Source organism: Arachnia propionica (assembly GCF_003859805.1).
Taxonomy (GTDB): domain Bacteria; phylum Actinomycetota; class Actinomycetes; order Propionibacteriales; family Propionibacteriaceae; genus Arachnia; species Arachnia propionica_C.
This window is the reverse complement of sequence record NZ_RQZG01000004.1, coordinates 128,659-154,088: the sequence shown is the minus strand read 5'-3', so window position 1 is coordinate 154,088 and position 25,430 is coordinate 128,659. Positions and strand designations below refer to the sequence as shown.

At 68.7% G+C, this 25,430-nt stretch carries 17 protein-coding genes; 12 read left to right on the top strand and 5 right to left on the bottom strand.

Annotated elements, in window-relative coordinates:
- Window positions 1-55: 55 nt before the first annotated feature.
- Window positions 56-2,254: a sialidase family protein gene (locus tag EII34_RS05000; protein WP_221620201.1), complete on the bottom strand. Its 2,199-nt coding sequence runs from the start codon at window positions 2,252-2,254 to the stop codon at window positions 56-58.
- A 334-nt stretch (window positions 2,255-2,588) separates the two neighbouring features.
- On the opposite strand from EII34_RS05000, the gene EII34_RS04995 reads away from it, so the two are divergent.
- Genes EII34_RS04995 through EII34_RS04980 form a run of 4 tightly spaced genes read left to right on the top strand, consistent with a single transcriptional unit; the run spans window position 2,589 to window position 5,526 of the window.
- Window positions 2,589-3,452: a transporter substrate-binding domain-containing protein gene (locus tag EII34_RS04995; RefSeq protein WP_124843558.1), complete on the top strand. Its 864-nt coding sequence runs from the start codon at window positions 2,589-2,591 to the stop codon at window positions 3,450-3,452.
- A 4-nt stretch (window positions 3,453-3,456) separates the two neighbouring features.
- Window positions 3,457-4,116 carry an amino acid ABC transporter permease gene (locus EII34_RS04990; RefSeq protein WP_124843556.1) on the top strand — a complete coding sequence of 220 codons (660 nt, stop codon included), beginning with the start codon at window positions 3,457-3,459 and terminating at the stop codon, window positions 4,114-4,116.
- Window positions 4,097-4,771 carry an amino acid ABC transporter permease gene (locus EII34_RS04985; RefSeq protein ID WP_124843554.1) on the top strand — a complete coding sequence of 225 codons (675 nt, stop codon included), beginning with the start codon at window positions 4,097-4,099 and terminating at the stop codon, window positions 4,769-4,771. Before EII34_RS04990 ends, EII34_RS04985 begins: the two co-directional genes overlap by 20 nt.
- On the top strand, window positions 4,762-5,526 hold the full coding sequence (locus EII34_RS04980; protein ID WP_124843552.1) for an amino acid ABC transporter ATP-binding protein: 765 nt from the start codon (window positions 4,762-4,764) through the stop codon (window positions 5,524-5,526). Before EII34_RS04985 ends, EII34_RS04980 begins: the two co-directional genes overlap by 10 nt.
- 79 nt (window positions 5,527-5,605) lie before the next feature.
- Here the strand turns inward: EII34_RS04980 and EII34_RS04975 are convergent, their stop codons facing one another.
- Both EII34_RS04975 and EII34_RS04970 read right to left on the bottom strand, forming a co-directional pair.
- Complete coding sequence (locus EII34_RS04975; protein ID WP_124843550.1) at window positions 5,606-5,797, bottom strand: hypothetical protein; 192 nt, start codon at window positions 5,795-5,797, stop codon at window positions 5,606-5,608.
- A 152-nt stretch (window positions 5,798-5,949) separates the two neighbouring features.
- Window positions 5,950-6,705: a MerR family transcriptional regulator gene (locus EII34_RS04970; RefSeq protein ID WP_124843548.1), complete on the bottom strand. Its 756-nt coding sequence runs from the start codon at window positions 6,703-6,705 to the stop codon at window positions 5,950-5,952.
- A gap of 50 nt (window positions 6,706-6,755) precedes the next feature.
- Here EII34_RS04970 and EII34_RS04965 point away from each other — a divergent pair, with 50 nt between their 5' ends.
- Together EII34_RS04965 and EII34_RS04960 are read left to right on the top strand one after the other, a co-directional pair.
- Window positions 6,756-7,010 (top strand): hypothetical protein, encoded by a 255-nt coding sequence (locus tag EII34_RS04965; protein WP_124843546.1) that lies wholly within the window; start codon window positions 6,756-6,758, stop codon window positions 7,008-7,010.
- Window positions 7,007-7,348 (top strand): hypothetical protein, encoded by a 342-nt coding sequence (locus tag EII34_RS04960; protein WP_124843544.1) that lies wholly within the window; start codon window positions 7,007-7,009, stop codon window positions 7,346-7,348. The genes EII34_RS04965 and EII34_RS04960 overlap by 4 nt, the downstream gene beginning before the upstream one ends.
- A 220-nt stretch (window positions 7,349-7,568) precedes the next feature.
- Here the strand turns inward: EII34_RS04960 and EII34_RS04955 are convergent, their stop codons facing one another.
- Window positions 7,569-8,012, bottom strand: a complete 444-nt coding sequence (locus EII34_RS04955) for an SUKH-3 domain-containing protein (RefSeq protein WP_124843542.1) — start codon at window positions 8,010-8,012, stop codon at window positions 7,569-7,571.
- The gene (gltX, locus tag EII34_RS04950) at window positions 8,013-9,467 is read right to left on the bottom strand and encodes a glutamate--tRNA ligase (protein ID WP_124843540.1); all 1,455 of its coding nucleotides are present in this window, start codon (window positions 9,465-9,467) and stop codon (window positions 8,013-8,015) included.
- 56 nt (window positions 9,468-9,523) lie between these two features.
- On the opposite strand from gltX, the gene EII34_RS04945 reads away from it, so the two are divergent.
- The 6 genes from EII34_RS04945 (at window position 9,524) to EII34_RS04925 (ending at window position 25,408) form a co-directional block, all read left to right on the top strand.
- Window positions 9,524-10,015, top strand: coding sequence for a DUF4112 domain-containing protein (locus tag EII34_RS04945; RefSeq protein WP_124843538.1), 492 nt, complete (start codon window positions 9,524-9,526; stop codon window positions 10,013-10,015).
- 214 nt (window positions 10,016-10,229) lie between these two features.
- Window positions 10,230-17,147 carry a non-ribosomal peptide synthetase gene (locus EII34_RS04940; RefSeq protein WP_124843536.1) on the top strand — a complete coding sequence of 2,306 codons (6,918 nt, stop codon included), beginning with the start codon at window positions 10,230-10,232 and terminating at the stop codon, window positions 17,145-17,147.
- Window positions 17,144-22,594, top strand: a complete 5,451-nt coding sequence (locus tag EII34_RS04935; RefSeq protein WP_124843534.1) for a non-ribosomal peptide synthetase — start codon at window positions 17,144-17,146, stop codon at window positions 22,592-22,594. The genes EII34_RS04940 and EII34_RS04935 overlap by 4 nt, the downstream gene beginning before the upstream one ends.
- On the top strand, window positions 22,591-23,676 hold the full coding sequence (locus EII34_RS16690) for an NAD(P)H-binding protein (protein WP_185711184.1): 1,086 nt from the start codon (window positions 22,591-22,593) through the stop codon (window positions 23,674-23,676). Before EII34_RS04935 ends, EII34_RS16690 begins: the two co-directional genes overlap by 4 nt.
- Window positions 23,673-24,677: a Gfo/Idh/MocA family oxidoreductase gene (locus EII34_RS15900; protein WP_185711183.1), complete on the top strand. Its 1,005-nt coding sequence runs from the start codon at window positions 23,673-23,675 to the stop codon at window positions 24,675-24,677. The genes EII34_RS16690 and EII34_RS15900 overlap by 4 nt, the downstream gene beginning before the upstream one ends.
- Window positions 24,674-25,408, top strand: a complete 735-nt coding sequence (locus EII34_RS04925; protein ID WP_124843532.1) for a thioesterase II family protein — start codon at window positions 24,674-24,676, stop codon at window positions 25,406-25,408. Before EII34_RS15900 ends, EII34_RS04925 begins: the two co-directional genes overlap by 4 nt.
- Window positions 25,409-25,430: the final 22 nt, after the last annotated feature.

Sequence of the window (25,430 nt, the reverse complement as noted above, 5' to 3'; positions counted from 1 at the left end):
GCACAGTGGTCGTGAACCGTCGCAGAAATGACGGTTCACGACCACTGCGTGCTGCTCAGCCTCGACGGAACTCGGCGCTGACCTGGCCGGAGGCCTCCCCGGTCGCCGTGACCGTGCAGGTCTCAGGGCAGCTGCGGCGGTCGATGGCCTGGTGCAGGGTGGCCCTGCCCTCGGCGTCCGCCGTCACGGTGCGGGCCCGACGGGTGCCGACCTGGAGGGCCACCTGCTCCTCGGGCTGGAAACCGCTCAGCCTGGCGATCAGGATCGTGCGGTACGGCACCACCGCGGTGGAGAGCTCCAGCTTCGGCTCCGGGGTCTCCTGCGGAGACGTGGGCAACAGCACCTTCTCACCGGTGAAGGTGAGGGTCTGGATCGGGTTCCTGGCCTCCCGGTCGTTCGCCGCCGCCACCTTCCAGGTCATCGTGGGGATGAACCAGCCACGTTCGATGTCCTGGGCGGTGATGGTGTAGGTGGGCGGGTTGTTCCCGGAGTTGCCGGTCAGCCCGCAGTTGTAGTTGCCGCGTGGCTGGGTGGGCAGGTTGGCCCACCGGCAGGTCGGGAAGAGGTTCTCCCAGCCGTCGCCGACGGGGTAGGCGGTGATGGCGTGGTCGGCCCGGTTGCTGACCCGCACCCAGAACGACACCTTGTCGCCCGCCTGGTAGGACTCCTGCGGCTCCGACTTGCGATTGATCAGCACCTCCAGCAGCTTGTCGGTGATCTCCTCGCCGTCGCGCAGCTCGACCGTGACCGGGATCTCCTTGACCACGGTGCGGCCCTCCACCACGTAGTTGCCCTGGAGGGTGAGGGGTCCCGGGTTGGCGTCGGCGGGCAGGGTGAGCGGGACCATGACGGTGACCGTTCCACCAGCCGGGACGGTCGGCACCTGGATGGCATCACCCGTCAGGCCGCCACGGGTGCTCAGGTGCAGCTGCCCGGCGGGCAGGGCCTCACCGACGGGGTTGGCGATGGTGATCTCGACCTGGTTCTCACCACGGTGGAGCACCGTCGGCGAGGTCATCGTGATGCCGGTGGCCCCCAGCGACTTCCAGGACAGCTTCCCGAACCAGATGGTGGGATGGGACCGTTCGTAGAGGATCCCGAGCGACCCGTCGGCGAGCGTGGTCATCGTGGAGTAGGACATCGCCCCGGGCTCGAAGACCGTGGAATCGCTCCAGGTACGGCCGTCGTCGAAGGACACCCTGATGGTGCCGTTGGTGCGCGAGGACGCCGCCGAGTTCGAGAACAGCAATACCTTCGCGTCGGCCGATCCCTCGGGGGCGTTCGGGAAGGCGCGGATGATGGAGGCGTTGTTCTGGGGGTCGATGAGGGTGTGGTCGGTGGTGCGCTCGGACCAGGTCTCACCCCCGTCGGTGGACCGGGCGACGTAGCGGCCGCCGGTCCCGTCGGACTTGCGGGAGTTGAGCATCACCGTGCCGTCGGAGAGCTCCACCACCTTGTTCTCATCCATGCCGGGGCCGACGGGGGCTCCGGCCTGCCAGGTGGCGCCGTGGTCGTCGGAGTACAGCGAGACCGCCCAGTAGTCGTCGGTGACCGTGTTGTAGACGGTGTACTGCTGGATCAGTCGTCCGGCATGGGTGCCGTACCTCAGCTGGATGCCCTCACCGGAGGCCGCGAAACGCCCGGTCCAGACCTCGTTCCTCGGGGCCGGGTTGAGGGCGTCGGTCACCTCCGTGGGCCCCTCCCAGGTCTCGCCGTTGTCGTCGGAGTGGAAGTGGACGGCGTGCATGACGTGCCTGGGGTCGGTGATGGTGCGGTCACGTTGCGGCCACCCCCAGTCGTAGCTCATGACGAAGAATGCGAAGATCCGTCCGGTCTCCCGGTCCACGACGAAACTGGGGTCGGAGAAACCGCGTTGCTCGGGATCGGGGTTGCCCTGGGCCATGACCTTGACCTCACTCCACGTGGCCCCGTCGTCCTTGGAGACGGTGTAGACGATGGAGTTCGGCTGGGGCGCGTCGGCACAGGTACCGGGACGGCCGTCCCACGCGGCGATGACCCACCCGTTGTTGGCCGTGGTCAGGGCCGGGATGCGGGAGCAGGTGAATCCTGCGGTCCCACCGTCGGCGAGTTTCTGACTGGTCCACCCCAGGTCGAGGTCCCGATCCAGGTCGAAGGACTGCAGCCCGGTGCGTCCCGGTTCGTCGGCCCGGACGGTGACGGCCCCCAGGAGGGTCGCCGCGGTGACGGCGATGCAGGTCACCAGCAGACGTATCAGTTTCAGTGGTTGAGACATCAGCTCTCCTTCAAGCTTCATTGCTCAGACATCAGACGTCTGAGAACTTTACATGATCTTCATGGCCGACACACCTGACCAATGGCCAGACCTTTTCAGCATGTGGACCTTGGGCGCGGGTGGTTGACTCCCCCGTCGGGGCCGCATAGGTTCAAGGACATGGAACACCCCCGGATGATGCAGCTCGGCGCGCACTTCACCGCGTCGTCCTGCCGGTGTTGCCGCAGCCGTCAGTTCTGACGAGCCCCGCGCCCCCGCGCCCCACGCGAACCACATGACCGCCCCGGCGGTCCTCCGCCGCACCCTTCACCACTCCACACACCCAGGAGTCACCATGCCCATCTCCCGTCGTACCCTGCTCGGTGCCGCCCTGACCGCCGCACCCCTCGGCCTCGCCGCCTGCTCCGGCGCCTCGTCGCCCAAGACCTCCACCCCGACAGGCTCCGGGTCGTTCCGCACCCTCGAGCAGATCAGGTCCTCCGGCAGGATCCGCATCGGCGTGTTCAGTGACAAGGCCCCCTTCGGCTACGTCGACGCAGACGGCGGCTACGCCGGATACGACGTCGTCTACGCAGAACGGATCGCCGAGGACCTGGCCCTCGAGGTGGAGTACGTGCCCGTGGAGGCCGCCTCCCGCGTCGAATTCCTCGAGACCGCGAAGGTCGACCTCATCCTGGCCAACTTCACCGTGACGGAGGAACGCAAGGCCAAGGTGGACTTCGCGAACCCGTACATGAAGGTCTCCCTCGGAGTGGTCTCCCCCGATGCCGCCCCGATCACCACCGCCGACGAGCTGGCCGGCAGGAAGGTCATCGTCGTCAAGGGCACCACCGCCGAGACCTTCCTGGAGAAGAACCACCCAGAGGTGGAGCTCACCAAGTACGAGCAGTACACCGAGGCCACCAGCGCCCTCACCGACGGCCGCGGGGACGCCTGGGTCACGGACAACACCGAGGCCCTGGCCTGGGCGCTCGGCGCCGAGGGATTCAGCGCCGGGATCACCAGCCTGGGTGATCCCGACACCATCGCCGGCGCGGTCCCCAAGGGCAACACGACGCTGCTGGAGTGGCTGAACCAGCACCTGGTCGAGCTCGGCAAGGAGCAGTTCTTCCACGCCGACTTCGAACAGACCCTGCGCCCCGTCTACGGCGACGCCGTCCCGGCGGACGAGCTCGTCGTCGAGGGCGGCCAGGTCTGATCGGATGAACTGGGACGTGGTCCACGCCTCGGTGCCGGTCTTCGCCGAGGCAGCCCTGTTGACACTGCGGGTGGCGGCCCTCGGCATCGTCGGGGCGTTGCTCGTCGGGTCGTGCTGTGCCGCCATCACCCAGCTGCGCATTCCGGTGCTCCGCACCCTGGTGGCAGGCTACGTCGCCGTGTCCCGCAACACGCCCCTGCTGGTGCAGCTGTTCTTCCTCTACTACGGTCTGCCGAAGCTGGGGGTGAAGCTGGAGGCCGAGCAGTGTGCCGTCATCGGCCTGACCTTCCTGGGCGGAAGTTTCATGGCGGAGGCGCTGCGCAGTGGTCTGGACGCCATTGAGCCCATCCAGTGGCAGTCCGCGCAGAGCCTGGGGCTGAGCAGCACCCAGACCCTGCGCCACGTGGTGCTGCCCCAGGCGACGGCGATCTCGATGCCTGCGCTGACCGCGAACGTGATCTTCCTCGTCAAGGAGACCTCGGTGGTGAGCATCATCGCCCTGCCGGACCTGGTCCACGTCGCCAAGGAGCAGATCGGTTCGGACTACACCACGGCGGAGGCCCTGCTGTTGCTGGTGGTGTTCTACCTGCTGATCCTGCTGCCGATCTCCCTGGGCGCCGGATGGCTGGAGAGGAGGATGCGTCGTGCGACGTTCGGGGATTGACCTGCTGTTCCAGGGCCGCAACCTCCTGCGCCTGTTGGAGGGGCTGTGGGTGAGCGCCTCCATCGCGCTGGTCGCTATGGGGGTGTCGATCCTGCTGGGGACGCTCCTGGGGGTCGTGATGACCTCCAGGCGCCCGGTGGTACGCCTGATCACCCGCACCTATCTGGAGACCATGCGGATCATGCCGCAGATCGTGCTGCTGTTCGTGGTCTTCTTCGACCTCACCCGTTACTTCGGCATCAATCTCGACGGCTGGACGGCTGCGGTCATCGTCTTCACCCTCTGGGGGACGGCCGAGATGGGGGATCTGGTGCGTGCCGCCATCACCTCGATCCCGGGCCACCAGTACCACAGTGCCCGCGCCCTGGGGCTCAGCCCATGGCAGGTGCAGCGGAGCGTGATCCTGCCCCAGGCGGTGCGGCGACTGCTGCCCACCACCATCAACCTCACCAACCGCATGATCATGACCACTCCCCTGGTGGCCCTGATCGGGGTGGTGGAGGTGTTGAAGACCGGCCAGCAGATCATCGACCCGAACCGCTTCACCCATCCCGATGGTGCCCTGTGGATCTACGGCGCCATCCTGCTGCTCTACTTCGCGCTGTGCTTCCCGATCTCCCGGGTGGCACGGCTTCTGGAAAGGAGATGGTCGTGACCCCCGTTCTCAGGTTGACCGACATCGTCAAGGAGTACCCGAACGGGGTGCGTGCCGTCGACGGCGTGAGTCTCGACGTCGCCGAGGGCGAGGTGATCGCCCTCATCGGCCCCTCCGGCTGCGGGAAGTCGACGCTGCTCCGGTGCCTCAACGGGCTGGAGGAACTGACCTCGGGAAGCCTGGAGCTCGACGGCGTCCCGGTCTCCCGCACGGGAACGAACTGGCGGGAGATCCGCGCCCGGGTGGGGATGGTGTTCCAGAGCTACGAGTTGTTCCCGCACCTCACCGTGCTGGAGAACCTGCTGCTCGGACCGAGGCTGGTGCAGAAACGGGTGGGCGAGGAACCACGGGCTGAGGCCCTGGCCCTGCTGGAACGGGTGGGGTTGGCCGGCCGCGACGGCTCGTTGCCACGCCAGCTCTCCGGCGGGCAGAAACAACGGGTCGCCATCGTGCGTGCACTGATGATGCACCCGGAGGTGCTGCTCCTGGATGAGATCACGGCCTCCCTGGACCCGGAGATCGTGCGGGAGGTGCTCGACGTGGTGCTGGAACTCGCCGCCGACGGCATGACCATGCTCATCGTCACCCACGAGATGAACTTCGCACGGGCCATCGCCGATCGCGTGGTGCTGATGGACCACGGCCGGATCGTCGAACAGGCCCCGCCGGAGCAGTTCTTCACCGCCCCGGCGACACAACGGGCCCGGGACTTCCTGAGCACGTTCGAGTTTCCCGAGCGCCCCCACCGACCCTGAGACCACCCGGCTCACCCGCCTCGACGTGAGGTGTCTGTCCCCCGGGACGGGCACTCGACGGGGCAGTCGCCAGGATGGGTCAGGGCCTGGCCCCTCCTGAGAGGGTGCCGACCAGCAGGATCGCCAACACCAGCAGCACCGCCAACAACGTGAGGGACTCGACACTGGGCTGGGTCAGGACCAAGGGGACACACAGCACCAGCGCAGCTCCGGCGAGTGTGAACTCCAGCACCAGACGCGACAGGCCCACCCGCACCAAGGGCCGCTTCATGTGAACCTCCTCACCACCTCGTGAAGTGTGTCACAGCATCACAGGTGCAGACACCACGTCGCGATCTGCTGCAACACGGCAACATTACGCACCTCACCGACGACATCGCAGTCAGCTCTTCAGCGGACTGTCCGGGACATCCCTCACCCTGCTCAGTTCAGCGGTTCCCGCCGATCGACATAGGCCTCGATGGCGCGGGCGATCCAGGCGGGAAGCCCGGGGTCCACCGCCCCCGTGATGCCGCACTGCAAGGGATCCGACTCGAGCAGCGCCCCCAGACGTCGATAGGAGGCGAGATCCGCGGACCAGTACCGGGTGGTCAGGTCGTGATGCTGCCTCACGAGCGCCCGAACCGACGCGGAATCGGGCGCGTGACCCCCGTTCATGAGGTCCGCGAAACGGGTCAGCAGCTGGCGCATGACCGCGGTGGTGTGCGCGACGTCGGCATCCGTGAGGGGGTCCAGGGGGTCGTCCCGCAGGGCGGCACCGGCCTCCGGTCCGAACCTCTGCTCCAGCCGCTGCGCGAAGGCCTCCTTCTCCCGCTCGAACCGGGCCCGTCCCGGGACCTCGGACCCCACCCGATCCAGTTCGTCGATCAGACCGGCGATCGACTCGATGAGGGAGTCGATGCGGTCACGTTCCGCGCGGAGCCCCACGAGGTGTCGACGCAGCGCCTCCAGTTCGGACTCCTCATCCGTGACGATCTCGGCGATCGCCTCCAGCCCGAGTCCGGCACGACGGAGGGCGACGATGCGATGGAGGCGCGGCAAGGAGCGCCTGTCATACCAGCGGTACCCGTTGCCGCTCACCCTCGTGGGCCGGAAGAGACCGAGCTTGTCGTAGTGGCGCAGCATCCGCGCCGACACCCCCGCCCGCTCCGCAACCTCACTGATCGACAACTCTGTCATTCTCCTCCTCGGCTTGACCTTGACATGATGTCAATTCTTACGGTTCGAGCATGACCACGACAATCACGCATGCCCGCATCTTTGACGGTGAGCACCTGACGGCGGCTTCCACCGTCCGCTTCGAGGACTTCTTCGTGGTGGCGGTCAGCGACGAGAGCACCATCCGGCAGGATGACCTCGTCGGCGACGAGCACGTCGGACCAGAAGCCGGGAACACCGGACCTCACTACCTGCCGGGACCAACAGCACGGGTGCCGGACAGGATGCCCGCCATGGCGCCCGGGAGCTCGAAAGGATGGAGATGAGCGGGTTCGAGGTGTTCCGGGAGGACGGTGAGACGGTCGGGTACATCACCTCGGACGACGAGAACAGCTGGCAGCCGCACACGGTGTTCGGCGCACCGATCGGACCTGCGCTGCCGAGGGAGGACGCGACGGAGGTCCTCATGACCATGGGACTGCCCCTCCTGGCCGAGCGCTGGGTCCTGGACCATGCGGGGCAGGAGGTCACGGTTGAGATCGTCGAGGCGAGCCGCTCACAGGTTCAGGTGCGTTACATCGATTTCGGCCACCCGGAACTCCACGGCCGGTTGAAGACCCTGGACGCCCCGGTGGGAGACGCACTTCGCCCCAAGGTCCCCTGAGAGGGCACGCACAGGCATCTCCCTCTGGGATCTGACGGGAAGGTCGTCCGCTTGTCCGATGCACACACCGGGGCGCGAACTCGCGAGCCGCTCGGGATCGGGACCCGGTCACCATGACCACCCCACGTGGGTCCTCGCACCACGCGCCAGAGGTCTCGAGAGCTCAGGTGGCAGGCAGCATCGGCTCGGCCAGCGGGGAGGGGATCGAGAAACAACACCCTCAGAACCCCGCGAGCGGGACGGGTCTGCCGTTGCGCAGGACGACGGTGAGTCCTGCCACGGTGTCCGTTCCCCAACGAACGAGATCCCCGTCGAAGGCCCCGTACATCGCACCGTCGGCGCCGATGAAGAAGGTGTGGTGACGGTTGAAGCCGAGCCCCACCGGGGTCAACCTCGCCCCCACCACCTCCTCGTACCTCGACGGATCCTCGAGTTCCCGGCCGATGCCGAGGAGCACCTCACGGTCGCTGCCATCAGGCGCCGGCCAGGTGATGGTCAGTCCTGCGAACCGGGACAGGAAACTCCTGGCCGGCTTGACCACCTCCCACTCCTCGGCCGCGGCGACGGCCTCCCACGCGGAGGCATCGACGCGGCGGTTCGGTGACCATCCCGCACCCGAGAGGATGCGTCTGATGTCATCGGGAAAGTGCATCGCGGTGGACACTCACAACGTTCCACGCAGGGCCTTCAGCCGGGCGAGGGTCACCTCGCGGCCGAGGATCTCCATCGACTCGAACAGCGGGGGCGAGACCTTCGACCCGGTGAGCCCCACCCGGAGTGGTCCGAAGGCGAACTTCGGTTTGATGCCCATGTCGTTGACGAGCTTGGCACGAAGCCCCGCCTGGATCGACTCCGCGTCGAACGGGACCGTCTCCAGCACCGCGATCCCGGCGTCGAGGACCTCCGCGGCGTTGTCGGGCAGCGAGGCGCGCGCATCGTCGGCGACCTCCACCTCGTCGGTGAAGAGGAACTGGAGCTTCGGCAGGGCATCGCCCAGCAGCACCATCCGCTCACTCACCAGCGGCACCGCCTGACGCAGCACGTCACGGTCGATGCTGCCGTCCCAGTCCCCCCGCTCGGCGTGGAAGGCGATGATCCGGTCGGCAAGTTCCTCGGTGCCGAGACTGCGGATGTGGTGCCCGTTCAGCCAGTCCAGCTTCTTCACGTCGAAGACCGGGCCGGTGGTGGCGACCTTGTCCCAGGCGAAATCGGCGACGAACTCCTCGAAGCTGGCGACCTCGGCGCCGTCGTCAGCGGGTGGATAGCCCAACAGCTGCAGGAAGTTGCGCACCGCCTCCGGCAGGTAGCCCTGCTCCCGGAACCACATGAGACGGGCAGCCGGGTTGCGTCGCTTCGAGATCTTCGACCTGTCGGTGTTGCGCAGCAACGGCATGTGCGCGTACTGCGGCTCGGGGAAGCCCAGCCACCGGTACAGCAGCAGGTGCTTCGGGGTGGAGCTGATCCACTCCTCCCCTCGCACCACCGTCGTGATCCCCATGAGGTGGTCGTCGACGACGACCGCCAGGTGGTAGGTCGGGAAGCCGTCGGCCTTGAGGATCACCTGGTCGTCCGGGAACGGGGCCCTGACCTCACCGCGGATGATGTCGGTGAAGGTGAGCGGGGCGTCGTCGGGGATGAGCATCCGTACCACCGGGGTCTCGGAGAACCCGGGCAGCTCAGCCCGCTCCTCACGGGTCTTCCCCAGGCACAGCCGGTCGTAGCCCGTCTTCGCAGACTTGGCGGCCTCCTGCTCCTTGCGCAGCTCCGCCAACCGCTCCGAGGAGCACCAGCAGTGGTAGGCGTGGCCGTCGGCGATCAGCTGCTCGACGAAGGGACGGTAGGTCTCCAGCCGCTCCGACTGTCGGTAGGGACCATGCTCACCACCGATCCCCGGCCCCTCGTCAGGGGCCAGTCCCAGCCAGGTCAAGGAGTCGTGGATCTGCTGCTCGCTGCCCTCGACCAACCGGTTCTGATCGGTGTCCTCGATCCTGAGCACGAAGGCGCCGCCCGTCCTGGCGGCCCAGGCCTTGTCGAACAGCGCCATGAAGGCGGTGCCGACGTGCGGATCACCGGTCGGCGAGGGGGCGACGCGGGTACGGGCAGGCTGAAGCTCGGTCATAGTGCTCCAAGCCTAGTCGTTCGCCTCGCTTCTGCACCTCATGGCAAGCTGGCCGGGTGACGACACCGCACCCCGCATCCCGGCCGGATGCCCCCTCCTCCCTCAGCAAGGGCCTCAGCCGGTGGCTCGACGAGGCCTTCCAGGTCCCGGGCACGAACTTCCGGTTCGGCCTGGACCCGCTGCTGTCGTTGATCCCCCTCGCCGGCAGTGCCGTCCCGGCCGTGCTGGGCTCCACCATCCTGTTCGACGCCATCCGGCTGCGCGCCCCGCTGCCGGTCCTGGCACGCATGGTCCTCAACTACGGGATCGACTGGATCATCGGTTCCATCCCCCTGATCGGGAACATCTTCGACTTCACCTGGCGGTCGAACACGAAGAACGTCAAACTGCTGGAACGAACCCTCGCCGACCGCGAACAGGTCCGCAGGGCGACGGTGAAGTACTGGATCACCGCCCTGGTCCTGGTGGTGGGCAGCCTCATCGGCCTCCTGGTGCTCTCGATCACGCTCGTGGTCTGGTTCCTCGGTTGGCTGCTGGGCAACCGATGATCCCCCACCACCGGCCACAACACCCCTGAGGCGCACCGACGAAGCAGCGGTTCACCTCCACACCGACCACGCCGAGAGGCCCGGTCGACCCTGTTGGGTCGGCCGGGCCTCTCCCAATGCACCCCCCGGTGCGAGGCACGACCACCAATCGATTACGATTCCCATCAACACCATTGAAAGCCTAAGCAAACCTGATACACCTCGACTCCACCGGATGACCTCGTTGACCAGCTCTGACATGACCGACACGCTTCCCACCTCACCGATCCAGGCTGCGTACGCCATCGGCGCCGACCCACACCAACCCCTCGGTGGCCAACACTGTCTGGGATATGTGGAATTCGCAGGCCGAACCATCGACATCGACCGTCTGGGTTCAGCAGTACGTGGCCTCCACCGACATCCCTCGCTGCGGGCGACGATGCCCGACCCGGGTCACCTGAAGGATCGTCGGCCTGCTCCCGCCACCCTGACGGTCAACGATCTGCGCTCCTGTCCCACGCCTGAGGAAGAACTCACGGCCATCCGTCATCGGCTCAACCACTTCCCCGTGGACCTCACCACCGGACGGACCTGGAGCGTCGAGGCCACCCTGCTGCCGGATGGCACGACGATCGTCCACATCCTGGCCTCACTCATCGTCACCGATCTCGCCGGGATCGGACGGATGGCAGCTGACCTCGCGGCGGGTCTCGCCCACCCCTCGTCCCCACTGACCCGGTACACCTTCCCGGAGTTGAGCACAGCGCTGGGACGACGTCCTGCACCGTCGGCAAGACGTGACCCTGACCCACGACGCGAACCGGTCCTCCCCGCCCCCGAGCTCCCCGAAGGCACACCCACCCCCACGGCCACCACTGATCGGCTGCTCCACCTGATCCCTGATGGGACCTGGCGCCACATCGCCGGACACGCCCGTCGGCTGAGGGTCTCCCCGACCGCCCTGGTGCTCGGGGTCTTCGAGGAGTGCCTGCGTCGCTGGTCGACGGTCCCGGAGTTCATCGTCACCGTCACCGGGGTGGACACCCGAGGCACCGAGGACCACGTCGCCGACCGGACACGCACCTTCCTGCACCGCTCCCTCCCGGCGTCTGACCTGGCCACCCTGGCGGCCGAAGCAGGACAGGAGCTCCGGTGCCGTCTCTCACGAGGCGTCGAGGCCACGGAGGAACTCCGACGTGCGCTCGCTGAGGAAGGTCACAGCGGGATGTCGCCCTACGTCTTCACCTACGCACCGGACACACCGCTGTTCCCCGCCGAGGTGATCGAGACCCTCGGTGAGGCCCAGACCCCACGCTCCTCCACACCACAGGTCATCATCGACTGCCAGATCATCCGCATCACCGACGCCGGGGTCACCGTCTCCTTCGACGTGCGGCGGGGAGCCCTCGACCCTCATGTCGCCGAGCAGCTGTTCACGACCTTCATCAACGCCCTGCTGAGGCTGGCAGCCGCCGGGCGCGACGGTCTCGACCCCACCCTGGAGAGCTTGATCACCCTCCCCCAGGACACCCTCGATGCCCGAGCGAGGGTGAACTCCGTCCCACGAGTCGCTGGAGGTCTGCTCCATGCCCCCGTCATCGCTGCGGCGACGCGGACCCCGGATGCCCCCGCACTGCTGTGGGACCCCGCACAGCACCCGGCCCACCCCACGGGCGTCATGACCTACCGGCACCTGATGGCCCGGGTGAGAGGGCTGGCCGGCCGGATCGCGGCCACGGTCGCCCCGGGCTCCGTCGTCGGGATCCGTCTGCCCAAGGGACCCGATCAGGTGGTTGCCGTCCTCGCCGTGCTGTACGCCGGATGCTGCTACCTGCCGCTGGGGGTCGACCAACCCGAGGAGCGGGTGGCCCGCATCCGTGACGCATCGGGCATGGCCCTGCTCGTCGACTCGGATGTCATCGCGAGCGAGGACGGCCACGAGCTGGGCTCCCCGGTCGACGTGGACGAGGACCAGGTGGCGTACATCATCTACACCTCAGGTTCCACGGGTGAACCGAAAGGGGTGGCGATCCGGCACCACAGTGCCGCGAACACCGTGGCCGACGTCAACTCCCGCAATGACGTGGGCCCCGCGGACCGAACCCTCGCGGTCTCCGCCCTCGACTTCGACCTGAGCGTCTACGACATCTTCGGTCCCCTCTCCGTCGGTGGCGCGGTCGTGCTGATCTCCGAGGCTTCTCGCCGCGACGCCTTCCACTGGGCGGATCTGGTGAGGAGACACGCCGTCACCGTGTGGAACTCGGTGCCGAACCTGGCGGAGATGCTGTGCGTGGCCGCGGACCAGCCGCTTGGACTGCGTCGGGTGCTGTGCTCGGGGGACTGGATCGACCCGGGGCTGCCCGCTCGGTTGGCCGATGTCGCTCCCGGGGCATGCCTGGTGGCCATGGGAGGGGCGACGGAGGCCGCCATCTGGTCGAACGAGTTCGTCGTCACCGCTCCGGAGGACCTTGACCCGGCCTGGGCCTCGATCCCCTACGGGATCCCGCTGTCCGGCCAGCGTTACCGGGTCGCCGATCCCTCGGGTCGTGACTGTCCCGACCGGGTCACCGGTGAGCTGTGGATCGGCGGGGTCGGGGTGGCGGCCGGATATCACGCCGCCGAGGAGCTGACCGCGGACCGGTTCGTCGAGGTCGACGGCGAGCGTTGGTACCGGACCGGGGACCTCGGGATGTGGCTCCCTGGCCCACTGCTGATCTTCCTCGGTCGTGCCGACACCCAGGTGAAGGTGCGAGGACACCGTATCGAGTGCGGCGAGGTCGAGCATGCCCTGCATCAGCTCCCCGGGGTGCAGGAGACCGTGGTGACCCCGATCCGGAACCGGTCGGCCCTGGGTGCGGTCCTCGTCGGGGAAGGACCTGACGACGAGACCATCATCGCGGCACTTCGTGAACGTCTTCCCGGGTACATGATCCCCGCCGTGTTCGCCCGGGCCGAGGAACTGCGCCTGACGAGCAATGGCAAGACGGACCGCCGCTGGGCCAGAGAGCTCCTGGAGGCAGGACGTCCTGGCGGCCACGCCGACCCCGTCGACTCCCCGGTCGCCGAGGAATGGATGGCGGTGCTCGGTGTCGACCACGTCGACGTGGAACAGAACTTCTTCTCAGTGGGCGGAGACTCCCTCATGGCGACCGACCTGTGTTCCAGGCTACGACGTCATGGCCTGGACGTGACCGTCGCAGATCTTTTCTCAGCACCTCGGTTCACAGACCTGGAGCAGCTCTGTCGCAGGACTCGTGTCCCCTCCCCCACCACCACGACCACGGTGACCCCGACAGGAGCGTTCCCGCTGACCCCCCTGCAGCGGGCCTACGCCCTGGGAGCCGACGGCATGGTCGGCGTGGTGCGCACCTCACCGCTGTTCGCCACGATCCTGGAGACCCGCGACGGCTCCGCGATCGATCTGGCGAGGCTGGCCGCCACGGCGACCGACCTCGTCGCCGAACTCGACGTCCTGCGTTGTCGCAGGGTCGAGGACACCTGCCAGGACGTGGCTGCCAGCAGCCCTGTGGTCCCTCGTCACGTGGCGGACCTCACCACGGCGCTCCGTGACCCGGTCCTGGACCTGGAACACTCACCGGTGCTGGAGCTGCTGACCGACGGGACCCCAGGACGCGTCGGCCTGCGCCTGAGCTATCTTCCGCTGGACGCCCGCTCACTCGCCTGCGTCCTCTCCTGTCTGCTCGATGACGCCGCCGGCGTTGCCCGTCGCCTGAGCGTGGCACCAGACCTCACGGCATTCCGGCGACACTGCGCCCAGCAGGCGGCCATCGAGGAGGACCCGGTTCCCGAGGACGCCCCGGCACTGCCCCCGGCACCCACCCTGGCCCACCGCCACCCCTCCGGCGAACCGGTGTGGGCGGCCAGCCGTCGCCTCCACGTCCCGACCGCCCAGGTGGCCCAGTTGACCCGACGTGCCCGCGAACTCGGGGTCACCGAATCGGCCCTGCTGCTGCACGCATTCGCCGAGCAGCTGGGCAGGGTCACCGGTCAGGAACGCATGGGGATCATCGTGCCCGTGTCCTACCGCCCCGCAGATCTCGACCACGAGGTGCTCGGGAACTTCACCACGCTGTCCCTGTGTGCTGCGGGCCCCGGGGTGGACCTCGCCGAGGTGCACAGTGCACTCGGACGGGCCGCCGGCGGGATCGCGCCGGATGGGAACCGCATCGTCCACGCGGGCCGGGCAGCGTACCCGGTGGTCTTCACCAGCACCATCGGGGTGGCGACGGCCCGGGACGCCACCGTCGGTCACCTCCGGCCGGTGTGGTCCCTGACCAGCACCCCCGGTGTCCTCGTCGACTGTCAGGTGGAGTCCCGCGACGACGGCCTCGAGATCCGCCTCGACCACCCCGAGGGAATCGTCGACGGCGACGTGATCGACCTGCTCCTGCACGGCATGGCCGAAGCCCTCGGTGTCGCTCCCTCCGCACCCGAGGCCTCCTCCCCGGGACCCGGTGACCTGGCCTGGCAGGAATCCCTCCTGGTGAGTGCCCGTGAAGCAGCCGCGGATCATCCAGTCCGGCCGGGGCTCGAGGCGGTTGCGGCGGCCTGGCACGCATACCAGCCCACCACCGCCCCCGTCCCTGTACCTCCGGACCTCGCCGGGCTGCTGGCGGACTGCATCACCGGGCGTTCCCGGGCGACGACGCTGCTGGAGCACCCCGATCTGTCGCCTCAGGCCCTCCTGCTGGCCAGTCCCGGCATCGACGCGGTGCTGCAGGACCTGGTCTCCGTGATCCGGGGGCTGCCCGATCCTGCCACCGTGGTCGAGCTCGGCTGTGGCATCGGTCTCTTCCGCGATGTGGTTCTCGCCGCGCTGCGGACCACGGACCCGGGACGTGCCGACCGACTCCGATGGATCAGCGTCGAGCCCGACGCCCTGCTGCGTGACCTGGCTCTCGACCGCGGTGTGCGTGCCCTCCAGAGTGCTCCGGTGGAGCCCGTCGACCTGGTGGTGGCCTGCGCGTCGCTGCACCGGGACCCTCGGCTACGCACCGAACTGACCCGGATCTCCGGTGGGCGCTGCTGGGTCCTCGAGATCCCCGACCTCCAGATCACCTCACTGCTGTCCGCAGCCCTGGTGAACCCGGACGTCGTCAAGGCCGACGGTCCGTTGAAAGGGCTGCCCCACTGGTGGCGGATGGTGGAGGAGGCCGGATGGCGTCCGGTGTCGGTGACTGCACACGACCCCGCCTTCCTGATCCTGCATGCCCGGGCCAAGGCCCCTTCCCCGACCGTCTCACGAGCACCGGCCCCGACCATCGCAGCAGCGCCGGAACCCGCACCGTCGAGTCCACCGGCCGTCGGGGTCCGGAACCTGCTGCGCGACCTCTGGCAGCGTCATCTCGGCGTCTCCGGGGTGGATGACGACTCGGACTTCTTCGCCCTCGGTGGGGACTCACTGACGGCGACCCGTGTCCTGGCCGACCTTCGTGCGGCAGGACATCGGCCACGGCTGGTGGAGTTGTTCAACCACCCGCGCCTGGCAGATCTCGCCGCCCTGCTGTCGACCCGCGACACGAGCAGTCCACCCACCCCTGCTGGACCGGGACCGGTCCCCTCGCCCGAGACCCCCCGCCCAGGACACCGCCTCACCGAGGTGCAGCAGGCCTATCTGGCCGGGCGAGCTCCCCAACAGCTGCTGGGTGGGGTCTCAGCGCACTGCTACTACGAGTTCCGGTGCGACGACTTCGACGCCGCCCGTTTCACGGCCGCGGTCGAGACCGTCGTCCGGGACCATCCGGGGCTGCGCACCCTCGTCGACCAGGAGGCCCGGATCGTCGACACCGTGCCGTCGGTGGTCACCGAACACCCGGATCCCCGCGGCGCCACCAGGACCGAGGTGGTCGATCTCAGCCGGAACTCGGCGCTGGTGATCCGCTTCCGGCGTGAGCCGGGAGAGGCCGCCACGATCGGGATCGGCATGGACAACGCCGTGCTCGACGGCGCATCGATGCTGCTCGTGCTCGCAGACATCGGGCGGCGCTACGGCGGTGACACGAGCCCGCTTCCCCCCGGCCCCTCCTTCGCGGATCACGTTGCCGCCCACCCCTGGGTCACCGGTGAGTCACCCACCGATGCCGCTTCACGACACCGGGTCGAGGAGGACCGGAAGTACTGGGACCAGGTCGCGCAACGCCTGCCTGCGGCCCCCGACCTGGTGCCCCGGGAACGACTCACCCGGGTGGACGGGCCCACCTTCGCACGTGTCGCAGCTGATCTGGACCCCTCGACGTGGCAGCAGGTCCGCACGGTTGCGGCGAGGAACGGGGTGACTCCTGCCGCGGTGGTGCTGGCCGCCTACGCGGGCGAACTCGCGGCCTGGTCAGGCCAGCAGGAACTCACCGTCAACGTGACCCGATTCGATCGTGACCCGACCCAACCGGGCATCGACCGGGTCGTCGGGGACTTCACCTCCCTGGTTCCGGTCGGTTGCCACGTCCGACCCGACGAGGAACTGTGGGACCTGGCTGCCCGCATCCAGACCCAGCTCGCCGAAGCAGGGGACCACGACACCGCAGGAACCCTGTGGGTGCAACGTCGGGTGCTGCAGCGCACCGGGGACCCCGTGGCCGCGCTCCTCCCCGTGGTCTTCACCTGCGGGTTGGGTCTCGCGCCCGAGGGCACCCGCCTCGACGACTTCGGCTTCGGTCGGCTGGTCCATGCCGCTTCACAGACCCCTCAGACCATGCTCGACCTCCAGGTCTCGGCCGATGCACACGGGCTGCACCTGACCGCTGACCACGTCACCGAGCTGCTGGGCAGCACCGAGGTGCAGCACCACGTGTCCGGGATCGTGACCCGGCTGGCGGCCTCGGTCGCCCCGGTCGCCACGCCCCCCTCCCAGGCCGGGGCAACGCTGCACGATCAGATCCACGACATCTGGCGGGAGATCCTGGATCTCCCACCGGGGGGGCAGGGACTGAACTTCTTCACCGCGGGTGGTGACTCGCTGCGGGCGACCCGGTGCGTCCGGTTGCTCCGCGAACGGATCCATCCGGGGATCGACCTGCGAATGCTCCTGGTCAATCCCGATCTGGACAGGTTCGTCACCGCTGTGAGCGGCCTGTCCCCCCATCCATCCACCATTGACGACTCCACCACCGGTATCGAGGAGGGAACACTGTGACACCCACGGCACTGATCGAACATCTCGACGCCATCGGGGTGACCCTGTGGGTGGACGGCGAGACGCTGCGGTTCCGTGCTCCCGAAGGGGCGCTCACCGTCGACCTCAGGAATCGCATCAAGGACTCCCGGGCCCAGATCATGGATCTGCTGCGGCACCGGGGTCAGGACCAGGTACGGCGTGATCCGGACGGCGCCCATGACCCGTTCCCCCTCACCGATGTGCAGGGGTCCTACCTGGTGGGACGCACCAGCGCCTTCAGCGACGGTGGTGTCGGCTGCCACGGCTACGCCGAGTTCGACGTCGACCCCACGGTCCTGGGCGAGGATCCCGTCGGCCGTCTCCGCGACGCCTGGCGCCAGGTCGTCGACTGTCACCCGATGCTGAGGGCGATCGTCCACAGCGAGGGGTGGCAACAGGTGGTCCCTGACCTCGAGGTCCCGCTCCGGGTCAGGAGCGCATCCGACAGGGAGACCGTCAGGGAGCAGCTGCAGACCCGGACCCACCCCGTCGTCACTGGGTCGATCACCGATGTCAGCACCCTGGAACCGCTGATCGACGTGGTCGTCACCGTCGGTGTGGAGGACATCGTCCTGCACGTCTCCGTGGATCTGCTCCTGACCGATTTCATCGGCCTGGGTGTCATCCTGGGCGACCTGGCCTCGGTGCTGTCGGGACGCCCGGTCCAGCCGCCGTCGTTGACATTCCGTGACTACCTCGCGACGGTCCGGGAACAGGCCGCCTCACCCCGGGGAAGGGCCGAGCACGACCGGGCAGAGAAATTCTGGAGCGAGCGGGCCACCACCCTCGCGGAGCCGATCACCCTCTCCCCGGAGTCCGGGGACCCGACGGCCCCGACAGGACACCATGACGCCACGATCCGCTTCACCCGACGCAGTCACCACCTGTCCGACGAACAGTGGCAGGGAGTCGAGACCGCAGCCCGGGACGGTGGTGTCACGACGACCTCGCTGCTGGTGGCAGGAGTGGCGCGGGTGCTGCACCGTCACGGTGGCCCCGACCGCGGTCTCGTCGCGATGACCCTGGCGGATCGCAAGCCCGTGGTCCCTGACGTGAACCGGATCGTGGGGGACTTCACCAGCACCCTCCTGGTCGAGGTGGACGGCCGCGCCGATGTCTCGTTGACCGAGCTGGCGGCCACCGCCCAGGAAGCGACCTTCGAGGCCCTGCAGCACAATGCCCTCTCCGGTGTCGAACTGTCCCGGCTCATCGCGGCCGGGCAGGGTGGAGAACGCTTCCAGGTGCCGGTGGTGATCACCTCGACCATCGGTGCCGGGGCCGCGGTGCTCCCCGACCCGGTGCTGCGCCCACGTCCGGGACACGGTCTGAGCCAGACCCCTCAGGTGCTCCTGGACATCCAGTTCTCCCCCGTCCCCGGACAGGGTGGGGTGAGCATCGACTGGGACAGCAGGGACGGTGGGATCTCGGCCACCGTGCTGGATGCCGCCTTCGCCGACTTCTCCGACCTCGTCGACACGATCAGCCGCCACGGGATCCCTGCCACCGACCCGCTGCGACGACGCGCCCCTGCGGCCATCGAGCGCACCGGGCGTCTGGACGTCCTGCCAGCCACCCTGCACGAGCCCCTCATCGCCCGGTGGCGTGAGGACCCGACCGCCCCTGCCGTCATCGACGGCGATCACGTGGTGTCCCGGGGGCAGCTCATGGCAGCGGCGACGACGGTGAGTCGGCACGTCCTCACGGCAGGGGGAGCTCCGAGGGTGGCGGTGGTGCTGCCGCCCGGTGCGGCGCAGGTCGCGGTCGAGCTCGGTGTGCTGCTGGCAGGGGGATGCTACGTCCCCCTGGAGCCCGACTGGCCCGAGGCGAGACGTCAGGCGGTGCTCGAGGTCCTGCGACGCGAGGGCGAGACGATGCTGATCGACTCCGGCACCGAACTGATGGATGAGCTGCACGAGGTCCTGCGGGGCCGGGCGGACCGGCCCGTGGAGTTGCCGTCCGGCACGGTCCCTCCCGACGCCGAGGCCTACGTCATCTTCACCTCGGGATCGACGGGGCACCCCAAGGGAGTCGTGGTCACGCACCGGCAGGCCCGCACGACTCTCGCTGATCTTGAGGCACGCCTCGGGCTCGGGTCCACCGATGCCGTCCTGGCGGTGTCCCGGCACAGCTTCGACCTGTCGGTGTTCAACATGTTCGGGATCCTCGGCGTCGGTGGACGCATGGTGATCCCGACGAGCGGCACGACTGCGGATCCGAGTGCCTGGGCCGCCTCCCTGGTGGAACACCGGGTGAGCGTGTGGAACTCCGTCCCCGCCCAGTTGCAGCTGCTGCTCGACCACCTCGAGGGGCGACAACCGACCGCGGAACTCGCCCTGCGGGTGGTTCTGGTCTCGGGGGACTGGGTTCCGGTCGGGCAGCCCGCCCAGACATGGCGCCACGCCCCGAACACACGGTTCTGGGCACTCGGTGGTGCCACCGAGGCAGCCATCTGGTCGGTCCTGAACGAGGTCACTGCCCCACTGCCCGAGACCGCACGCTCGGTGCCCTACGGGACAGCGATGGACGACCAGGGCATCTGGGTCCTCAACGCCGAGGACGAACCGGCGACGATCGGCCAGATCGGAGACATCGTGATCGGGGGCGACGGTGTCGCCGCCGGCTACCTGGGGGATCCGGGGCTGACGGCTGCTGCCTTCTTCACCCACCCCGCCACCGGGGAACGGTGCTACCGCACCGGTGACCGAGGGCGGATGCTTCCCGATGGCCGGATCGAGTTCCTCGGACGGATCGACGGGCAGGTCAAGATCCGTGGCCACCGGATCGAACTCGGGGAGATCGAATCCGTGCTGGGGGCCATCCCCGGGGTCGCCCGGGCCGTCGCCGCCGTCAACCGTTCGGGTTCGGGCAGCGGCACCCTGGTCGCGGCGGTCCTGCCGGAGACCGGTGACCATCACGCCCTGTTCCATGCCGAACGCGCGGCGGCCGTCACCGGCGTGATGAGCGCCGCGGACCGGGACTTCACCGCCGGGTTGGACGTCGAATCGATGCTCGAGCTGGCCGCGCTCGTCGAGGAGTCGGCGCTGCACCGGATGGCGGTCCAGGTGGCACGGGGTGAGGGGCACGGGATGACCGGGCTGATCGACACCCTGGGCGCCGGTCGGCATGCCGATCTCGTGCAGCGCTGGGTCGCCATGCTCTGTGAGAGGGGCTGGGTCTCCATGGCCGACCAGACCGTCCAGCTGCTGCGCACCCCGGACGTGGCCGAGGAGAAGGCACGCTGGGACCGGATCCAGCAGCTGGATCGGCACATCGGGTACGGCAGCGAACACCTCGCCTATGTCCGTCGCTGTCTCGACGAACTACCGGGCCTGCTGCGCGGGGACGTCGATCCCCTGGCCCTGCTGTTCCCGGAGGGGAACACCCATGTCGCGCGGGCCGCCTACGGCGAGAACCTGTTCGCCAGGTGGATCAACACCGTGGTCGCCACCGGGATCGCGGAGCTGGCCCGTCGGGCCGAGGAGGCCGGGAGAACCCTCCGGGTGCTGGAGATCGGTGGGGGTGTCGGAGGCACGACGGATGCGGTGCTCGAAGCCCTCGGCACCGTGCTGGGCAACGACCTCACCGGCGTGGACTACCTGTTCACCGATGTGTCGCGGTTCTTCTTCGAGGAGGTCACCACACGATGGCCGAGCCTGCGCACCGGCCTGTTCGACATCAATTCACCCGACGGTGTGGTCCCCGGCTCGGTGGATGTCATCCTCTCGGCGAACGTCCTGCACAACGCCCGTCACATCCCCCAGGTCCTGGAGGGACTGGCAGGACTGCTGGTCCCCGGGGGCGTGCTGGCCGCGATCGACTCCACCGTGGTGAACCCGACCCTCATGACCACGATGGAGTTCAAGGAAGGTCTGTCCGATTTCACGGATCTGCGCAACGAGACCGGAAAGCCCTTCCTCGATCTCACGGAGTGGGTCCAGGTCCTGGCCGAGTCCCCGTTCACCCTGGCGGGGTGTTTCCCGGAAGGACCGGACCATCCGATGCGGATCGGGAACCAGCACGCCCTCTGGGCGACCACCGGCGGTGGGCAGGCTCCGCTCGATCCCGATCGGATCATCGCCCATCTCGCCTCGACGCTACCGCACTACATGGTGCCCCGCACCGTCGCGATCCTCGATTCACTGCCGCTGACGGCCAACGGCAAGATCGACCGGGCGAGGGTGGCGGCCCTGACCGACCAGCCGGGGCTCTCCCTCTCCACGAGCAGCACCGCCACCGAACTGGATCCCTGCCAGCAGCGCGTGGCCGCCATCTGGCAGGAGGTGCTGGGGCTGCCCGGAACCCCGCTTCACCCGGGCTCGAACTTCTTCGACCTCGGGGGTGACTCGTTGCTGCTCGCCCGGAGCATCGGGCGGCTCCGCAGGGAGTTGCCCGGCGGCGAGGCCGTGGCGTGGGACGACGCGTTGCGCCGCATCGTCGCGGACCCGACCATCGCCGGGTGTGCCCGAACGTTCACCTCCGAGGAGGACACCGGTCCCGGTGGGGCCGCACAGTCCGCGGTGACCGAGCTGCTGCCGGCCGACGGTGTCGGGGACGAGGTCCTCGTGCTGGTCCATGACGGCTCGGGGGGACTGGCGCCCTATCAGGACGTGATCGAGGTCCTGCGGCGCACCACACCTCGGCCCCGTGTCCTCGGCCTTCGACGAACCACGGACGACGGTTACCTGGAGACCCCTCCCGCCGAGCTCCTGGATCAGCTCTCCGACCGTTACGCCACCGAGTTGATCTCGCTCGGGGTCTCACGGGTGCAGCTGTTCGGCTACTGCATGGGTGGCCTGATCGCGGCCGGCGTGGCCACTCGGCTCGCCGAGGCCGACATCGAGGTCACGGGCTGCACGGTGGTGAGTTCCTACCGAATCCCGTTCGCCGTCGAGGACGAACTGATGCTGGATCATTCGTTCGCGAAACTGCTCCACCTCGACCCCGCCGATGCCGGCATCGATGTCGACGAACACGCCCTGGGTCGGGCCCTGACCGAGGTGCGTCGGCACTCCCCCACGCGGATCGCCCCGGGTGCCATCCGGGAGGTGGCCGAGCCGGAACTGGCAGCGGCACTGGATCGCGCCCCGGCCGACTCCGGGGAGAGGCTGCGGCGTCTGGCCGTGAGTGATCCCCGGAGCACCTGGACCCCCGAGACCCTGGCACTGGTCAAGGAGGTCTTCCGACAGTCGATGGCAGCGGTCGCGCAGTGGGACGCCCCCGCCTACCTGGGCGACATCTGCTTCCTGCGTCAGCGTGGCGACCTGCACTTCCTGCCCACCCTTCGCGAGGACATGACGGATTTCTGGTCGACGTTCTGCCTCGGTGAACTCGACGTGCAGGACATCGAGGGAACCCATTTCGACTGTCTCGGCCCCGACAACGCCGACGGTGTCGTCACGATCCTGAACCGGAGGTGGGAACGATGAGGGCCGTGGTCCTGGGGGCACGAGGAGCCGTGGGACGCTCCTGCGTGGCGCAGCTGCTCACCGCCGGGGTCGAGGTCCTCGCGGTGGGGCGTGACGCCACACAGGTCGCCGCGGCCTGCCCCGGGGCGAGGATCCACCCCGGTCTGGACCTGGAGGACCTGCTCTTTGGGAACCAGTCGTCCGGGGCCATCGCCGACCTGTTGGTCGATGCCGATGTGGTGGTGTGCTGCGCGGGGCCGTCACACCGCTACTCCGAGGCCGTGGCCCGGCTGGTGCTGGAGGCAGGGGTGCGTTTCGTGGATCCCGGAGCGGAGGGGCTCGTCCCGGTGCTCTCACCACTGGCGGCGGCATCGGGGACGAGTGCGTTGCTCGGTGCCGGGGTGCAGCCCGGGCTGGTCGGACTCGCGGTCACCGTGGCCACGGCTCGCCTCGGGCAGCCACCCCGGCAGGTCCATGGCTGGTGCGGTGGCCTCCAGCCCCTCACACTGGCCGGGATCCAGGAGTACCTGCATGCCGCCCAGCAGGGCAACCGGGTGGGCACGATGCTGGCCAGGGGGCGGCACGTGGCCGTGCGTCCCGAACAGACCCCGCCGCCCCCCGCACCGTTCCCACCGAGCGCTGTCGCACACAGCCACCTCGACGAGGAGGCGGAGGACAGGGCCAGGGCATCCGGTTCGGAGCACCTGCACTGGGCCAATGTCACCGACGGGGCCGTGACCGCGACGGTCCTGGGACGTTGTCTGGGCGGGGATGCCAGCGTTCAGGAGGCGATCGCCGCTGCCCGTACCGACCTGTTCGGTCGGCAACCGTACTTCCACATCCTGGTCGAGGCCACCGACGGTCGGGAACGCAGTTGGGCCAGGGTCTCGTGCACCGACTCCTACGCCGCGACCGGAGCCGTCTGCGCCGCGACCGCATTGGTCACCGACGCACCTCCCGGCGCCCACAACGCCTGCTCCCACACCGACCCTGCCGCATCGTGGAACCGACTGGCGGACATGCTCGCCCCACGGGTTCGCCTCAGTCTCGGAGTCGGTCCCGGTTTCGGCGAGACCGCCACGATCGAGGAGGGGGAGCTGTGAGCGCGCGCGTGGCGGTGGTGGGGGCGACCTTCGGGGCCCACTACGCCAGAGCACTGCGCCACCCCGCGGCCCCCGCGGAGCTGGCCTGCATCGTGGGTGCCGGGGGGCGTCATTCCCGTGACCTGGCCGATGAGTGTGGGGTACCGTTGCGCCCCCTCGCGGAGGTCACCGACGTCGATGCCGCGGTCGTGGCCGTGCGTGCCTCGGTGATCGGGGGTGCCGGGGACGAGATCGCGGCCACGTTGCTGAGCCGTGGGATTCCCGTGCTGCAGGAGCTTCCCGTGCACACCCGCGATCTGGCCGAGTCGTTGCGCGCGGCTCGCCGCGGCAACGCCGGATTCGACGTCAACCCGTTCTATCTCCACCTGGACCCGATGCGCCGTTTCATCGCCCGAGGACAGGAACTGCAGCGTCACTCCCCCGCCCATCGAGTGGTGGCCCGCAGCTGCGGGCAGACCATGCATTCCACCCTGTTCGTCCTGGCGGAACTGCTCCAGGGTCCGCCCCCACGTCAGGCCGAGGTGTTTCCCGGTGTCGAGGGTCACCTGGCACGACTGGACTGGGCGGGCACGGAGGTCGACCTCGTGATCGGGGCCCGGCTCGACCCCGCCGATCCGGACAACCTGGCACAACCCCTGATGTCCGTCACGGTGAGCTGTGGCGACGGCGAGTTGCACATCGACCACCCTCACGGCCCCACCAGGTGGCAGCCCCGGATCCACATGACGGGAAACCTCCCCCCGGCCCTGACGGTTCCTGCAGCCGTGGTCCTGCCTCCCGAACAGGAGCCCAGCATCCAGGACGCGCTGGGCCGGTTGTGGCCCAGCGCCATCCACCGGGCGATCTCGAAACTGCTCACCGCACCGCGCGCCCTGCCCACCCAACGCACGCTCGGCGTGCTGCGGCTGTGGGAGACGATCTCAGCTGAGTTGCCACCCCCCGTGCCGGTGACCGCCGAACCCCCGACCGACAGGATCGACCTGCTGGCGGCGATCCGATGAGCAGGGTCGTCGCCACTCTTCCCGGCGCCTGCCCAGCGGGACGTGCCCTGGTCCTGTTCCCCCATGCCGGGGGCAGCCCCCGGTTCTTCCGCCACTGGGTCGGCAGGATCCCCGGCGTCCATCTGCTGGGAGTCACCTATCCCGGGCGCGATCACAGGATCGACGAACCGCATCCCGGCTCCCTGACGGAGTTGGCCGAGGAGGTCGCCCACCACCTTCGCCACCTGCCTGACCCCGTGCTGTTCGGGCACTCCATGGGCGCGCTCGTCGCGCACGAGGTCGCTGGCCTGCTGACTGGGTCCGGGGGTGCTCCGGAGCTGGTCGTCTCCGGGCATGACGCCCCCTGCAGCGCTCCTCGCCGTTCCATCCTGCACAACCGTCCGGACCATGAGTTGATCGCCGACCTGGTGCGCCTCGATCATCACAACGCCGAGGTCTTCGCGCTGCGAGAGCTCGCCGATCTGTTCCTTCCCGCCATTCGTGAGGACTACCGCATGGTCGAGACCCATCGCACCGTCACCAGACAACGCATCCCGCGCATCCTCGTGATCAACGGTGACCACGATCCAGAGGTCACCGCGACGGGGGCCGCCGCCTGGTGTCGTCATGCCGCTCGTTTCGACGGGGTGCAGCTCGTCGACGGCGGGCACTTCCACCATGCGGCACCACGGCTGCAGTGCTGCCGCCTGGTCGGCGACCACATCGCGAGGCGACGCGTCGCCACACCCTGAGACCTCACGTCCTCACCGAGAA

Coding starts and splice junctions, on each gene's coding strand:
- EII34_RS05000 (WP_221620201.1), bottom strand. CDS start 2,254: ATGTCTCAACCACTGAAACTGATACGTCTGCTGGTGACCTGCATCGCC.
- EII34_RS04995 (WP_124843558.1), top strand. CDS start 2,589: ATGCCCATCTCCCGTCGTACCCTGCTCGGTGCCGCCCTGACCGCCGCA.
- EII34_RS04990 (WP_124843556.1), top strand. CDS start 3,457: ATGAACTGGGACGTGGTCCACGCCTCGGTGCCGGTCTTCGCCGAGGCA.
- EII34_RS04980 (WP_124843552.1), top strand. CDS start 4,762: ATGGTCGTGACCCCCGTTCTCAGGTTGACCGACATCGTCAAGGAGTAC.
- EII34_RS04975 (WP_124843550.1), bottom strand. CDS start 5,797: ATGAAGCGGCCCTTGGTGCGGGTGGGCCTGTCGCGTCTGGTGCTGGAG.
- EII34_RS04970 (WP_124843548.1), bottom strand. CDS start 6,705: ATGACAGAGTTGTCGATCAGTGAGGTTGCGGAGCGGGCGGGGGTGTCG.
- EII34_RS04965 (WP_124843546.1), top strand. CDS start 6,756: ATGACCACGACAATCACGCATGCCCGCATCTTTGACGGTGAGCACCTG.
- EII34_RS04960 (WP_124843544.1), top strand. CDS start 7,007: ATGAGCGGGTTCGAGGTGTTCCGGGAGGACGGTGAGACGGTCGGGTAC.
- gltX (WP_124843540.1), bottom strand. CDS start 9,467: ATGACCGAGCTTCAGCCTGCCCGTACCCGCGTCGCCCCCTCGCCGACC.
- EII34_RS04940 (WP_124843536.1), top strand. CDS start 10,230: ATGACCTCGTTGACCAGCTCTGACATGACCGACACGCTTCCCACCTCA.
- EII34_RS16690 (WP_185711184.1), top strand. CDS start 22,591: ATGAGGGCCGTGGTCCTGGGGGCACGAGGAGCCGTGGGACGCTCCTGC.
- EII34_RS04925 (WP_124843532.1), top strand. CDS start 24,674: ATGAGCAGGGTCGTCGCCACTCTTCCCGGCGCCTGCCCAGCGGGACGT.